This window comes from Delftia sp. WY8, from assembly GCF_018437695.1.
GTDB classification, from domain to species: domain Bacteria; phylum Pseudomonadota; class Gammaproteobacteria; order Burkholderiales; family Burkholderiaceae_C; genus Comamonas; species Comamonas tsuruhatensis.
In genome coordinates this window covers 4,613,001-4,626,374 of sequence record NZ_CP049795.1, presented here as the reverse complement: position 1 = coordinate 4,626,374, position 13,374 = coordinate 4,613,001, and the positions used below count along the sequence as shown (strand labels likewise).

At 67.9% G+C, this 13,374-nt stretch carries 11 protein-coding genes; 8 read left to right on the top strand and 3 right to left on the bottom strand.

Features of this window, described 5'->3' with window-relative positions:
* Position 1 precedes the first annotated feature (1 nt).
* From G4D77_RS21265 to G4D77_RS21245, 5 genes are all read left to right on the top strand, one after another.
* A complete protein-coding gene (locus G4D77_RS21265) occupies positions 2–691 on the top strand; it encodes a helix-turn-helix transcriptional regulator (protein WP_016448740.1) in 690 nt (229 codons plus the stop codon).
* An 88-nt stretch (positions 692–779) separates the two neighbouring features.
* Entirely contained in the window at positions 780–1,424 is a 645-nt protein-coding gene (locus G4D77_RS21260) for a glutathione S-transferase family protein (RefSeq protein ID WP_016448741.1), read from the top strand.
* A 142-nt stretch (positions 1,425–1,566) separates the two neighbouring features.
* The gene (gspF, locus tag G4D77_RS21255; RefSeq protein ID WP_154833534.1) at positions 1,567–2,793 is read left to right on the top strand and encodes a type II secretion system inner membrane protein GspF; all 1,227 of its coding nucleotides are present in this window, start codon (positions 1,567–1,569) and stop codon (positions 2,791–2,793) included.
* A gap of 16 nt (positions 2,794–2,809) precedes the next feature.
* Positions 2,810–3,730 (top strand): 5'-nucleotidase, encoded by a 921-nt coding sequence (locus tag G4D77_RS21250; protein WP_213757733.1) that lies wholly within the window; start codon positions 2,810–2,812, stop codon positions 3,728–3,730.
* A gap of 62 nt (positions 3,731–3,792) precedes the next feature.
* Positions 3,793–4,266 (top strand): EF-hand domain-containing protein, encoded by a 474-nt coding sequence (locus tag G4D77_RS21245; RefSeq protein WP_154833532.1) that lies wholly within the window; start codon positions 3,793–3,795, stop codon positions 4,264–4,266.
* A 24-nt stretch (positions 4,267–4,290) separates the two neighbouring features.
* On the opposite strand, the gene G4D77_RS21240 is transcribed toward G4D77_RS21245, so the two are convergent.
* The 3 genes from G4D77_RS21240 to G4D77_RS21230 form a co-directional block, all read right to left on the bottom strand.
* Positions 4,291–4,725 carry a hypothetical protein gene (locus G4D77_RS21240; RefSeq protein ID WP_016450864.1) on the bottom strand — a complete coding sequence of 145 codons (435 nt, stop codon included), beginning with the start codon at positions 4,723–4,725 and terminating at the stop codon, positions 4,291–4,293.
* Between the two features lie 155 nt (positions 4,726–4,880).
* Complete coding sequence (locus tag G4D77_RS21235; RefSeq protein ID WP_016448746.1) at positions 4,881–5,384, bottom strand: cyanophycin metabolism-associated DUF1854 family protein; 504 nt, start codon at positions 5,382–5,384, stop codon at positions 4,881–4,883.
* A gap of 3 nt (positions 5,385–5,387) precedes the next feature.
* Complete coding sequence (locus G4D77_RS21230) at positions 5,388–7,682, bottom strand: cyanophycin metabolism-associated ABC transporter (protein WP_016448747.1); 2,295 nt, start codon at positions 7,680–7,682, stop codon at positions 5,388–5,390.
* A 218-nt stretch (positions 7,683–7,900) separates the two neighbouring features.
* Here G4D77_RS21230 and G4D77_RS21225 point away from each other — a divergent pair, with 218 nt between their 5' ends.
* The 3 genes from G4D77_RS21225 to G4D77_RS21215 all read left to right on the top strand — a co-directional run bounded on the left by G4D77_RS21225 (position 7,901) and on the right by G4D77_RS21215 (position 13,374).
* The gene (locus tag G4D77_RS21225; RefSeq protein ID WP_016450863.1) at positions 7,901–10,102 is read left to right on the top strand and encodes a cyanophycin synthetase; all 2,202 of its coding nucleotides are present in this window, start codon (positions 7,901–7,903) and stop codon (positions 10,100–10,102) included.
* A gap of 66 nt (positions 10,103–10,168) precedes the next feature.
* The gene (cphA, locus tag G4D77_RS21220) at positions 10,169–12,748 is read left to right on the top strand and encodes a cyanophycin synthetase (protein WP_017407310.1); all 2,580 of its coding nucleotides are present in this window, start codon (positions 10,169–10,171) and stop codon (positions 12,746–12,748) included.
* 116 nt (positions 12,749–12,864) lie between these two features.
* The gene (locus G4D77_RS21215; RefSeq protein ID WP_227740904.1) at positions 12,865–13,374 is read left to right on the top strand and encodes a CreA family protein; all 510 of its coding nucleotides are present in this window, start codon (positions 12,865–12,867) and stop codon (positions 13,372–13,374) included.

Sequence of the window (13,374 nt, the reverse complement as noted above, 5' to 3'; positions counted from 1 at the left end):
CATGAGCCGCTCCGCCCGGCTGCTGCAGCTGATCGACCTGCTGCGCCGCGCGCGCCTGCCCCAGGCAGGGCCGGTGCTGGCCCGGCAGCTGGACGTGAGCCTGCGCACCCTCTACCGCGACATCGCCACCCTGCGCGAACAGGGTGCCGCGATTGCGGGCGACCCGGGCGTGGGCTACGAGATGCGGCCCGGCTTTCTGCTGCCGCCGCTGATGTTCACGCCCGATGAGCTGGAAGCCCTGCTGCTGGGCGCGCGCTGGGCCAGCCGCCAGGCCGACCCCGAGCTCGCCCAGGCCGCCACCGCCGCGCTGGACCGCATACGCAGCGCGCTGCCGCTGGAGCTGCGCATCGAGGTGGACACCAGCGGCCTGCTGGTGCCGCCCATCTGCCACGAATCCGTGACCGAGCCCTGGCAGACCGCGCTGCGCCTGGCGATACGGCGCCAGCACCGGGTGCTGCTGCACTACACGGATGAGAAGGGCCAGCCGACCGAGCGCCGGATCTGGCCTTTTGCCATGGCCTTCTTCGACCAGCGGCGCATTCTTGCGGCCTGGTGCGAACTGCGCCAGGACTTCCGCCATTTCCGCGCCGACCGCGTGCGCTCCGTCACCGATCTGCAGGAACGCTATCCCGACCACCGCAGCGGCCTGATCGAACGCTGGTCGCGGCAACTGGGCTACACGGTCCGCTGACACCACTGCTGACAAAAACTGTCAGCATGGCCTCCTACAGTCGCTCCCATGGCCTTCTCGCCATGCATTCAAACCACTGGGAGCCTTCATGAACGACTCGATCAAGCCTCTGCGCTTTTACTTCCACCCCCGCTCGCGCGCCGTCATCGCGCGCTGGATGCTGGAGGAATGCGGCGCCCGCTATGAGCCCGTGCGGCTGGAATTCGGCAGCACCATGAAGGCTGCCGACTACCTGGCCATCAACCCCATGGGCAAGGTCCCCGCCCTGGTGCACGGCGAGACCGTGATCACCGAACAGGCCGCCATCCTTGCCTATCTGGCCGACATCTTCCCCGAACGAAGGCTCGCGCCGGCCGTGGACAGCCCGCTGCGCGGCGTCTACCACCGCTGGATGTTCTTCCTGGCCGGCCCCGTCGACGCCTTGATGACAGCCAAGAGCCAGGGCCACCTGGAGCAGCAGACGGCCGACCAGGCCATGTCCGCCGGCTATGGCCGCTATGACGACGTGGTGCAGACGCTGCGCCAGGCCGTGGCCGGCAGGCGCTACCTGTGCGGCGACCAGTTCACCGCGGCCGACGTGCTCATGGCCAGCTACCTGCGCTGGGGGACGATGATGAAGCTGCTGCCCGCGCTGCCCGAGTTCAGCGACTACGGCCAGCCGCTGATGGAACGCCCGGCCTCGCTGCGCTCCATCCAGCTCAACGAAGCGGACCTGGCCGCCCAGCCGGCATAGGAACCTCCGGGACCTGGGGACGAGGCCCGAGACGGCCTCGCCATCCAGCCGTCACCGGCAGCGGCTACCATCGGGGGTTGGATCGCCGCCTGGCGTTTCCTGAACGCCATCCTTCCCCAGCCCCTCCCGACTCCCGCCGCGCATGCCTGCCTTTTCCTTCGAAGCCCTGGATACCCAAGGTCAGACCCGCAAGGGCACGATCGAAGCCGACAACGCGCGCGCTGCGCGCAGCCAGCTGCGCGCCCAGGCCCTGGTGCCCATGGCCGTGGAGATCGTGGCCTCGGGGTCGGCGTCCGGCCCGCAGGGTGGCGCCTCGCGCTGGCTGACCCGCCCCGTCCTTGGCTCCACAGGGCTCACCGTGTGGACGCGCCAGATGGCGGGGCTGGTCGGATCAGGCCTGCCCATAGAGCGCGCACTGGCCGCGCTGTCCGAAGAAGCCGACGACCCGCGCCAGCACCACCTGGTGGCCGCGCTGCGCGCCGAGGTCAACGCAGGCTCCACCTTTGCCCGCGCACTGGCCCAGCACCCGCGCGAATTCTCCGACATCTACTGCGCCGTGATCGGCGCCGGCGAGGCCAGCGGCAGCCTGGGCCCGGTGCTGGAGCGGCTGGCCGACGACCTGGAATCGCGCCAGGCCCTGCAGTCCAAGCTCATTGGCGCAGCCCTGTACCCGGCCATCGTGACCCTGGTGGCCATCGTCATCGTGTTGTTCCTGGTCAGCTACGTGGTGCCCCAGGTGGCCAGCGTGTTCGCGGGCACCAAGCGCGCCCTGCCCTGGCTCACCGTGGCCATGCTGGCGCTCAGCGACTTCGTGCGCAGCTATGGCTGGGCCGCGCTGGTCGCCCTGGTGCTGGGCGCCGTGGGATTCCGGCTGTCCATGAAGAACCCCGTGCTGCGCGAGCGCTTCGACGCCTGGTGGCTGCGCCTGCCGCTGATCGGCCGGCTGGCGCGCAACTACAACGCGGCACGCTTTGCCGGCACGCTGGCCATGCTGGCTGGCGCGGGCGTGCCCATTCTCAAGGCCTTGCAGGCCGCCGCCGAAACGCTGGGCAACCGCGCGCTGCGCGCCGATGCCATGGACGCGCTGGCCCTGGTGCGCGAGGGCGCGCCGCTGGCCTCGGCCCTGGCGCAGAAAAAGCGCTTCCCGGGCCTGATCTCCATGTTTGCCCGCCTGGGCGAGCAGACCGGCCAGCTGCCCGTGATGCTGCAGCGCGCGGCCAACCAGCTGTCCACCGAGGTGCAGCGCCGCGCCATGCACCTGGCCACCATCCTGGAGCCGCTGCTGATCGTGGCCATGGGCATGGTCGTGGCCCTGATCGTGCTGGCCGTGCTCATGCCCATCATCCAGCTCAACCAGTTCGTCAAATAGCGACAAGCGCCAAGCCATGCCCGTGACCCTGCAAGACAAGCTGGTCGTTGCCATCTCATCGCGCGCACTGTTCGACTTCGAGGAAGAGAACCGGCTGTTCGATGCGGGCGACGAGCAGGCCTACATGCGCCGCCAGCTGGACCTGGTGCACCAGCCGGCACGCCCGGGCATCGCCTTCCCGCTGGTGCGCAAGCTGCTGGCCTTCAATACGCCCGAAGTGCAGCGCGTGGAGGTGATGATGCTCTCGCGCAACGACCCGGCCAGCGGCATGCGCGTGTTCGCCTCGGCCAAGGCGGCCGACATGCACATAGAGCGCGGCGTGTTCACGCGCGGGCGCGATCCGTTTTCCTACCTGCGGCCGCTGGGCGCCCACCTGTTCCTCTCGGCCAACGAGGTCGATGTGCGCAAGGCCCTGTCCATCGGCTTTCCCGCGGCGCGCGTGATGGTCGACTCCACGCCCGCAGGCGACCGCTACCCGCAGGAAGTGCGCATTGCCTTCGACGGCGATGCCGTGCTGTTCTCCGACGAGGCCGAGCGCATCTACCAGCAAGGCGGGCTGCCGGCCTTTCTGCACCATGAGGTCTCCCATGCCGCCACGCCCCTGGGAGAAGGGCCGTTCAAACCCCTGCTGCAAGCCCTTCACCGGCTTCAGCAGCAGGCGGACTCGTCCCAGACCATGCGCATTCGCACGGCCCTGGTGACGGCGCGCAGTGCGCCGGCGCACGAGCGCGCCATCCGCACATTGCTCGATTGGGGAATCACCGTGGACGAGGCCATGTTCCTCGGCGGCCTGGAAAAAGGCCCCTTCCTGCGCGAGTTCGAGCCGGATTTCTTCTTCGACGACCAATCGGGCCATGTCAGCTCGGCGGCCCGCCGTGTGCCCGCAGGCCATGTGAACAGCGGCATCTCCAATCCGGACGCCGATCCGCTGAAGTAAACAATTGCAAAGGGCGGGCCGGCCGTGCTTGCAAATGCCGGTTCCGTGCCCAAATAAAGTCAATGCATTTTCCCCTCATGAACCGCTCCGCCCTGCTGCGCCGGCCGCCTGTGCTGCAGGCCGCCGCTGCCGTCCTGCTGACCAGCGCCTTCATGCTGCCCGCCGCGCGCGCGCAGGCGGCCGAGACGGCCGACAAGGCGTCCACCGGACAGGCCTCGGCCAGCCCGGCGCCATTGACCAAGGGGGAAATCAAGGCCCAGCGCGAATTCAAGATGCTGGACTTCAACAAGGACGGCAAGCTCAGCCGCACCGAAGTGGCGCTGTTCCCGCGCCTGGCGGCGGCCTTCGACGAGGCCGACACTGACAAGGACGGCTACGTCTCCTATGCGGAGGTGCAGGCCTTTGCCGTCAAGTACCGCGCCGAGCGCGACAAGGCAAAGGCCAAGGCGCAGGCCGAAGAGGCAAAGGCCGCAGAGCATGCCGCAGCCGTGTCCGCTGCCGGGGACACGAAGGAAGGCGAAGGCTCAAGGGACTGAGCCTGCGCATTCAGCCACTGACACTCAAAGTCCGCCGGTACGCTTGACCTTGGGTTCCGAATAGGTCAACGGCTCCTCGCGCACCTGCAGCTTGTTGCGGGCCACGTCATCGGCCTTGCTGACCTCCTGGGCCTGCTCCACGGCCATGGCGCTGGCGCGCCACATGGACTGGATGAACTCGATGAGCTGCTTGGAAATCGGCTCCTTGGGCGGCTCCTCGACCTCTTCCTTCTGCTTGATCTCCTCGGCCAGCGTCCAGTCGCGGTTTTCCTGGTCCACCACGGACGGTTTTTCAGGATCGCGAATCACACGGCCTTCGCCGATGCGGTCCGTGGATTCGACAGGATTGGCAGCGTTCACGGGACGCACGGGCACCGCGCCCGACGCGCCGGTGGAGTACAGATCGGCGCTTTGCGGGCGCCACGGTATGGGCGATCGGTCAACAGGTGGAATTGGCATGGCTCGACCCTCTTGCTGGATGTGTGCTGTGGGCGGGAATTTCCCGCCGTCGCCTCATCATCGACAGAACCTGAAAGAACTGAAGCGCTTTTTTTGAAAGACGCCCAGGCCTGCCTCAAACCAAGGGTAAACCCCGAAACCACCCTGACCAGGCGCTAGAGGAAACGCTCCAGCATCTTGCGCGAGGCACGGTCCAGCGCCGTGCTGTCGGGCACGCTGAACTGCACGCCGTCCTGGCTGGTGATCATCAGGTGCGTGCGGCCCGACAGGCGGCGGATATCCTCCTCGGCCTTGAGCACGAGCTGCGCGGGACCGCGGTCGGTCTCCAGGTCCCAGGTGCTGGGCGTGGAATAGCTGGACACCTTGCGGATGCGCTGGATGACGGGCACGAACTCGCGCACGGCCAGATCCTGCTCGATCAGCGTGCGGGCCTGCGCGGGCAGGTGGTCCATGTGGTCCACCCAAAGCGCCTCCTTGCCATCGGCACAGACCAGGGACAGGCCTTGCAGCGGCGCGGCAATGGGAAAGGCGCGCACGGGCACCACGGATTCATGGCGCGTGCCGTCGGCCAGGATCAGCACCAGGCGGCCATGGGCGTTGCGCTCCACGCGTACGCGGCTCAGATCGGCGCCGGCGGCGCAATGTTGGGCAGTGGACATGGCTTATTCCTCGATGGTGGTTGCGACCAGGGTCAGGCCTGCGGCCTGGGCATCCTCTTCGGCGCGCCGCGCCTGGGCCTGGTACAGGCGCCAGTAGGCGCCCTGCTTTTCCATCAGTTCGTCGTGCGGCCCCACTTCCACGATCTCGCCCCGGTCCATGACCACCAGGCGGTCTGCCTTGCGCAGCGTGGACAGACGGTGGGCGATGGCAATCGTCGTGCGGCCCTGCACCAGATTGTCCAGCGCCTTCTGGATTTCCTTCTCGGTCTCGGTGTCCACGGCAGAAGTGGCCTCGTCCAGGATCAGGATGCGCGGGTCGATCAGCAGCGCGCGCGCGATGGAGATGCGCTGGCGCTCGCCGCCGGACAGGCCCTGGCCGCGTTCGCCGACCAGGGAGTCATAGCCATGCGGCAGGCGCAGGATGAATTCATGGGCATGGGCCGCACGCGCGGCCGCCACGATTTCCTCGCGCGTGGCGTCGGGCTTGCCGTAGGCGATGTTCTCGGCAATGGTGCCGAAGAACAGGAAGGGCTCCTGCAGCACCAGGCCGATGTTGCTGCGGAAGTCCGACACCTTGAGCCGGCGGATATCCACGCCGTCGAGCTGGATGGAGCCTTCGCTCACGTCGTAGAAGCGGCTGATCAGGTTGACCAGGGTGCTCTTGCCCGAGCCGCTGTGGCCGACCAGGCCGATCATTTCACCCGGACGAATCTGCAGATCCAGGTTCTTGATGACGGCGCGGCTGCCGTAGCGGAAGGTCAGGTTGTCCAGCGTGATGGCACCCTGCACGCGCGGCAGCTTGACCGGGTTGACCGGGTCGGGCACGTTGCTCACGTGGTCCAGGATGTCGAAGATGCGCTTGGCGCCGGCTGCCGCCTTCTGTGTGACCGAGACGATGCGGCTCATCGAATCCAGGCGGCTGTAGAAGCGGCCGATGTAGGCGATGAAGGCCGTCAGAATACCGACCGTGATCTGGCCGCCCGCCACCAGCCAGATGCCGAAGCCCCAGACCACCAGCAGGCCGATCTCGGTCAGCAGCGTCACCGTGGGCGTGAACAGCGACCAGGTCTTGTTGACCTTGTCGTTGGCCTGCAGGTTGACCAGATTGGCCTGGGCGAAGCGGTCGGCCTCGCGCTTTTCCTGGGCGAAGGCCTTGACCACACGGATGCCGGGAATGGTGTCGGCCAGCACATTGGTCACCTCGGACCAGACGCGGTCGATCTTCTCGAAGCCCGTGCGCAGGCGGTCACGCACCAGGTGGATCATCCAGGCGATGAAGGGCAGCGGCACCAGGGTGACCAGGGCCAGCCATGGATTGATGGAGAACAGGATGACCGAGGTCATCACGATCATCAGCACATCGGTCGCAAAATCCAGCGCGTTCAAGGATAGAAACAAATTGATGCGATCTGTTTCCGCCCCGATGCGCGCCATCAGGTCGCCCGTGCGTTTGCTGCCGTAGTAGTCCAGCGACAGCGTCAGCAGGTGGTTGTAGGTGGTCGTGCGCAGGTCCGAGCCAATGCGCTCGGAGACCTTGGCCAGCACGAAGGTGCGCGCCCAGCCCAGGCCCCAGGCCACCAGCGCCGCCGCAAGCAGGCCGCTCAGGTAGAAGACCACTAGGCTGCTGTCGATCTGCTGGCCGTTCTGGAACGGGATCAGGATCTTGTCCACGATGGGAATGGTCAGATAGGGCGCCACCAGGGTGGCGCCCGTGGAGGCCAGGGTCAGCAAAAAGCCCAGCAGCAGCTGGTGCCGGTAGGGATGGGCAAAGCGCCACAGGCGCAGCAGCACCCAGGTGGAGGTCTGCGGACCCTGCTGGCGTGCGCAGGCCGGGCATTCGTCGGCCTCGGGCGGCAGCTCGGTCTGGCAGGCCGGGCAGCGGGGCACATCGTCCTCGGGCCCGTCGAAGTCCTCGCCACGCGCCATGCGCTCACGCTGGTGATCGAACTGTTGCAGCAGGCGCAATACGCCCGCCTGGTGGCGCAAGGTGAAGCGCCACAGCGCCAGCCGAGCCGCAGGACCATGCAATTCGAGGTTGCCCACGCCGCCGTGGTCCAGCGTACGCAAATTCTGATCGACAGAGAGTATCCACTCACTCCATCGCTGATCCTCAGGATCACAGGCGATGAGGCGCTGGTTGGTCAGGACAACCCAGCCTTCGCCGAAGCGCATATCCAGGGTCAGGTCAACCGTGGCGAGGGCCAGCACGTTTTCATTGGAAGCGAGCCTGGCTCGCAGCTCAGCCCCGCGGGGGCTGGCAAGGAAGGCCGAAACGTCCACAGAATGGTGTTCTTGCATGTTGAGTTGTTTTTCCCGCCCCTGGCGGCTCCTGGTGTCATGCGGGCAACCGCAGCTCCCCGGTGGATATCCCGCGCGTTGCACGGCATACCCTGCTCAACGCGCCAACCCTGGTTTAGGCTGACAACACTGCGCATGGGTTTTCTGGGCGCACAATCCTCTCCCATTCTCCGGCGATCCGAATCCGGGTCGTCGTTCACGCTTACCCGTTGACCGACATGGCGAAATTCAAAGACATCCAACTCTTGCGCACCACCTACCTGCGTGGACCCAGCGTCTGGACTTACCGTCCCGTGCTGGAGGTCTGGCTGGATCTGGGCGAGCTGGAGGACTATCCCTCGAACAAGCTTCCCGGTTTCAACGAGCGCCTGACGGCCTGGCTGCCCGACCTGGTCGAGCACCACTGCGGCGTGGGCGAGCGCGGCGGCTTCATCCAGCGCCTGGAAGGCGGCACCTGGTGCGGCCACGTGCTGGAGCACATCATCATCGAGCTGCTGAACCTGGCGGGCATGCCTGCCGAGTTCGGCCAGACCCGCGAGATCTCGCAGCGCGGGGTGTACCGCATGGTCTTCCGCTGCCCCGAGGAAACCGTGGCGCGCACGGCCCTGGCCCATGGCCACAGGCTGATCATGGCCGCCATCAATGACGAGCCCTTCGACCTGAAGGCCGCCATCAAGGCCATCAAGACCGAGATCAACGACCGCTACCTGGGCCCGAGCACGGGCTGCATCGTCGATGCGGCCGGCGAGCGCCGCATCCCCCACATCCGCCTCAATGACGGCAACCTCGTGCAACTGGGCTATGGCGCCGCGCAGCGCCGCATCTGGACCGCCGAGAGCGACCAGACCAGCGCCATCGCCGAGGGCATTGCCCAGGACAAGGACTTCACCAAGCGCCTGCTGGCCGCCTGCGGCGTGCCCGTGCCCGAAGGCCAGATCGTCCACAGCCCCGAGGAAGCCTGGGAAGTGGCGCAGGACATCGGCTTTCCCGTCACCGTCAAGCCCTCGGACGGCAACCACGCACGCGGCGTGACGCTGGACCTGCGCGACGAGGCCGACATCAAGGCCGCCTTCGCGCTGGCCCAGCCCGAAGGCTCGGACGTCATCGTCGAACGCTTCATCGACGGCACCGAGCACCGCATCCTGGTCGTGGGCGGCAAGGTGGTTGCCGCCTGCCGTGGCGAGACCGTGAGCGTGGCCGGCAATGGCAAGTCCACGGTTCGCGAACTGGTCGCCGTGGTCAACCAGGACCCGCGCCGCGGCCCCGAGCAGGAATACCCGCTGGACTGGATCAACCTCGAAGCCCCGGCCGTGAAGCTGGAACTCAAGCGCCAGAACGTCACGCCCGACACCATTCCTGCCCAGGGCACCAGCGTGCTGCTGCAGCGCAACGGCAACATGGCCATCGACTGCACCGACGAAGTCCATCCCGAAGTGGCCTACATGGCCACGCTGGCCGCCAAGATCGTGGGCCTGGACATCGCGGGCATGGACATGATCCTGCAGGACGTCTCGCGCCCCATGAAGGAGCAGGGCGGCGCCATCCTCGAAGTCAACGCCGGCCCCGGCCTGCTGATGCATCTGAAGCCCACCAGCGGCGCGCCGCGCCCCGTGGGCATGGCCATCGCCGACCACCTGTTCCCGCGCACCGAAGAGGGCACGGGCGCCGGCCGCATCCCCCTGGTCGGCATTGCCGGCACGCGCAACAACGGTTTCACGGCCCGCTTGGTGGGCTGGCTGCTGCAGTTGTCGGGCAAGCTCACGGGCGTGGCCAGCAGCGAGGGCATGTTCCTGTCCAACCGCCAGACCCAGAAGACCAACACCGCCAACTGGGCCGGCGCCCACCGCCTGCTGACCAACCGCCTGGCCCAGGCCGCCGTCATCCAGACCACGGCCCGCTCCATCCTGGAGGAAGGCCTGGCCTACGACCGCTGCCTGGTCGGCGTGGTCACCGACATGGACGGCTTCGAGCAGTTGCCCGACCATGACGTGCATGAACAGTCGCAGATGACGCGCGTGATGCGCACCCAGATCGACGTGGTGCTGGACGAAGGCGCGGGCGTGCTCAATGCCGATATCGAGCAGGTGGCCGACCTGGCCCGCCTGTGCGACGGCGAGGTGCTGTTCTATTCCATGCAGGCCGACAGCCCCGTGGTAGCGGCCCACCGTTGCGAGAGCGAAGGCCGTGCCGTCTTCGTGCGCGGCAACCAGGTGATCCTGGCCACGGGCGCCGCCGAGCGCGTGCTGGGCACGCTGGACGCGCTGAGCCTGCCCGGCGGCCTGCGCCCGGACACGCCGGCCCTGCTCGCTGCCATTGCCGCGGCGTGGTCCATGGACATTGCCCCCGACCTCATCGTCGCCGGCATCAAGACCTTCGACTACACGCCGGCCGCCGCTGCGGTTTCCACCGCCGCCGCCTGAGCCCGACCACACGATGACATGCAGGCAGGCCCGGCGACGCGGGCCTGCCCTCCGAAAGAAGACACTATGCAGATCACCCGCATCCGAGCCCTGCGCGGCCCCAATCTCTGGACCCGCAGCACCGCCATCGAAGCCATCGTGCAATGCGAGCCCGGCGACTGTGACTACTCGGCCCTGGCAGGGTTCGAGGACCGGCTGCGCGCACGCTTTCCCAAGATCGGCACGCTGCAGCCGCACGGTGCCGACCAGCGCCTGTCGCTGGCCCATGTGCTGGAAGTGGCGGCCCTGTCGCTGCAGGCCCAGGCCGGCTGCCCCGTGACCTTCAGCCGCACGCACGAGACCGTGGAAGCCGGCACCTACCAGGTGGTGGTGGAGTACACCGAGGAATCCGTGGGCCGCCTGGCCATGGAACAGGCCGGTGCGCTGCTGCAGTCGGCACTGGCCGACACGCCCTTCGACGCCGACAAGGTGGTGGCCGAGCTGCGTGAACTCGACGAGGACGAGCGCATCGGCCCCTCCACAGGCTCCATCGTCGATGCGGCCGTGGCGCGCGGCATTCCCATCCGCCGCCTGACCTCGGGCTCGCTGGTGCAACTGGGCTGGGGCTCCAAGGCCCGCCGCATCCAGGCCGCCGAGCTGGACCAGACCAGCGCCGTGGCCGAGTCCATCGCCCAGGACAAGGACCTGACCAAGCGCCTGCTGCACGCCGCCGGCGTGCCCGTGCCGCTGGGCCGCCCCGTCAAGGACGTGGAAGAAGCCTGGCTCGTGGCCCAGGAAGTGGGCCTGCCCGTGGTGGTCAAGCCCCAGGACGGCAACCAGGGCAAGGGCGTGGTGGTCAACATCACCACGCACGAGCAGCTCAAGGCCGCCTTCGCCACCGCCTCGGAATTCGGCGACGACATCATGGTCGAACGCTTCCTGCCGGGCCACGACTTCCGCCTGCTGGTGGTCGGCGGCCAGCTGGTGGCCGCTGCGCGCCGCGAGCCGCCCCAGGTGCTGGGCGACGGCCAGCACACCATCCGCGAACTGGTCGAGCTGGTCAACCAAGACCCGCGCCGCGGCTCGGGCCACGGCACGGCGCTGACCAAGATCCGCCTGGACGACATCGCCATCGCGCGCATCGCCACAGAAGGGCTCACGCCCGAATCCGTGCCGGCCCAGGGCCAGCGCGTGGTGCTGCGCAACAACGCCAACCTGTCCACCGGCGGCAGCGCCACCGATGTGACGGACGACGTGCATCCCGACATCGCCGCACGCGCCGTCGAGGCCGCCCAGACCATCGGCCTGCACATCTGCGGCGTGGACGTGGTCTGCGAGACCATGCTGCGCCCGCTGGAGGAGCAAAACGGCGGCATCGTCGAAGTCAACGCCGCGCCGGGCCTGCGCATGCACCTGGCGCCGTCCTTCGGCAAGCCCCGCAACGTGGGCGTGCCCATGGTCGATGAGCTGTTCGCACCCGGCCAGGATGGCCGCATCCCGCTGGTGGCCGTCACCGGCACCAATGGCAAGACCACGACCACGCGCCTGATCGCCCACCTGTTCACCTCGCATGGCTGGCGCACGGCCATGACCAATACCGACGGCGTCTACGTCAACGGCCGCCAGATCGACAGCGGCGACTGCTCGGGCCCGCGCAGCGCGCGCAACGCCCTGGCCCACCCCGAGACCGATGCGGCCGTGCTCGAATGCGCGCGCGGCGGCATCCTGCGCGAAGGGCTGGGCTTCGACCGCTGCCAGGTGGCCGTGGTCACCAACGTGGGCGCGGGCGACCACCTGGGCCTGAACTACATCACCACGGTGGAAGACGTGGCCGTGCTCAAGCGCGTCATCGTGCAGAACGTGGCCGCCGACGGCTATGCCGTGCTCAACGCCGCCGACCCGCTGGTGGCCGCCATGGCCTCCACCTCGCCGGGCAAGGTCATCTATTTCGCGGCCGACCGCCACCACCCCGTGATGGCCACGCACCGCGCCCAGGGCAACCGCGTGGTCTACGTGGACGGCGACAGCATCGTTGCGGCCGAAAGCTCGTGGCGCGAGACCATCGCCCTGCGCGAGATCCCCATCACGCGCAACGGCACCATCACCTTCCAGGTGGAGAACGTCATGGCCGCCATCGCCGCCGCCTGGGGCGTGGGCCTGCCGTGGCAGACCATCCGCCGCGGGCTGGCCGGCTTCGTCAACGACAGCGACAACGCCCCCGGACGCTTCAACGTCATGGACTACCGTGGCGCCACGCTGATCGCCGACTACGGCCACAACCCCGACGCCATCCGCGCCCTGGTGCAGGCCGTGGATGCCATGCCGGCCCAGCGCCGCAGCGTGGTCATCAGCGGCGCGGGCGACCGCCGCGACCAGGACATCACCGAGCAGACACAGATCCTGGGCCGCGCCTTCGACGACGTCATCCTCTACCAGGATGCCTGCCAGCGCGGCCGCGCCGACGGTGAAGTCCTGGCCCTGCTGCAGCAAGGCCTGCAAGGCGCACCGCGTACCGGCTACGTGACCCAGATCCAGGGCGAGTTCAACGCCATCGACCACGCGCTGGCGCGGCTGACGCCCGGCGACCTGTGCCTGGTGCTGGTGGATCAGGTCGAGGAAGCTCTGGAGCATCTTCGCCGCCATGTGGCGGGTGAAAACACCCCCTGAGGCGCTTTGCGCCTTCCCCCTCTCTCGCTTCGCGGGAGGGGGACGACACCCTCGGGGCGGGGCGGCCCTTCCTCGGTGTCCCTGAGTTGGGCCGCGCCACTCTCTTACGCAACGCCATGATCAAACCCAGTGCGAAGTATTTCCCGCGAGGCCGGGCCTTGCTCACGGCCGCCCTGGCCACGCTGCTGCTGGGCGCCTGTGGCGCGCGCGCCGAGCAGGTCGGTGCGGTGGACACGGTGTTCAAGTTCATAGGCCCGGACCACAAGATCGTGGTCGATGCCTATGACGATCCCAAGGTGGCGGGCGTGACCTGCTATGTCTCGCGCGCCAAGACCGGCGGCATCAAGGGCGGCCTGGGCCTGGCCGAGGACCGCGCCGAAGCCTCGATCAGCTGCGTGCAGACCGGACCCATCCAGATCCCTGCGCCGCTCAAGCAGCAGGAAGAAGTGTTCAGCGAACGCATCTCGCTGCTGTTCAAGCGCCTGCGCGTGGTGCGCATGGTCGATGCGCAGCGCAACACCCTGGTCTACATGACCTACTCGGACCGCGTGATCGAAGGCTCGCCGCAGAACAGCGTCACGGCCGTGCCCGTGCCGCGCAACACGCCGATACCGCTGCAAAAGTAG

Coding starts and splice junctions, on each gene's coding strand:
- G4D77_RS21265 (WP_016448740.1), top strand. CDS start 2: ATGAGCCGCTCCGCCCGGCTGCTGCAGCTGATCGACCTGCTGCGCCGC.
- G4D77_RS21260 (WP_016448741.1), top strand. CDS start 780: ATGAACGACTCGATCAAGCCTCTGCGCTTTTACTTCCACCCCCGCTCG.
- gspF (WP_154833534.1), top strand. CDS start 1,567: ATGCCTGCCTTTTCCTTCGAAGCCCTGGATACCCAAGGTCAGACCCGC.
- G4D77_RS21250 (WP_213757733.1), top strand. CDS start 2,810: ATGCCCGTGACCCTGCAAGACAAGCTGGTCGTTGCCATCTCATCGCGC.
- G4D77_RS21245 (WP_154833532.1), top strand. CDS start 3,793: ATGCATTTTCCCCTCATGAACCGCTCCGCCCTGCTGCGCCGGCCGCCT.
- G4D77_RS21240 (WP_016450864.1), bottom strand. CDS start 4,725: ATGCCAATTCCACCTGTTGACCGATCGCCCATACCGTGGCGCCCGCAA.
- G4D77_RS21235 (WP_016448746.1), bottom strand. CDS start 5,384: ATGTCCACTGCCCAACATTGCGCCGCCGGCGCCGATCTGAGCCGCGTA.
- G4D77_RS21230 (WP_016448747.1), bottom strand. CDS start 7,682: ATGCAAGAACACCATTCTGTGGACGTTTCGGCCTTCCTTGCCAGCCCC.
- G4D77_RS21225 (WP_016450863.1), top strand. CDS start 7,901: ATGGCGAAATTCAAAGACATCCAACTCTTGCGCACCACCTACCTGCGT.
- cphA (WP_017407310.1), top strand. CDS start 10,169: ATGCAGATCACCCGCATCCGAGCCCTGCGCGGCCCCAATCTCTGGACC.
- G4D77_RS21215 (WP_227740904.1), top strand. CDS start 12,865: ATGATCAAACCCAGTGCGAAGTATTTCCCGCGAGGCCGGGCCTTGCTC.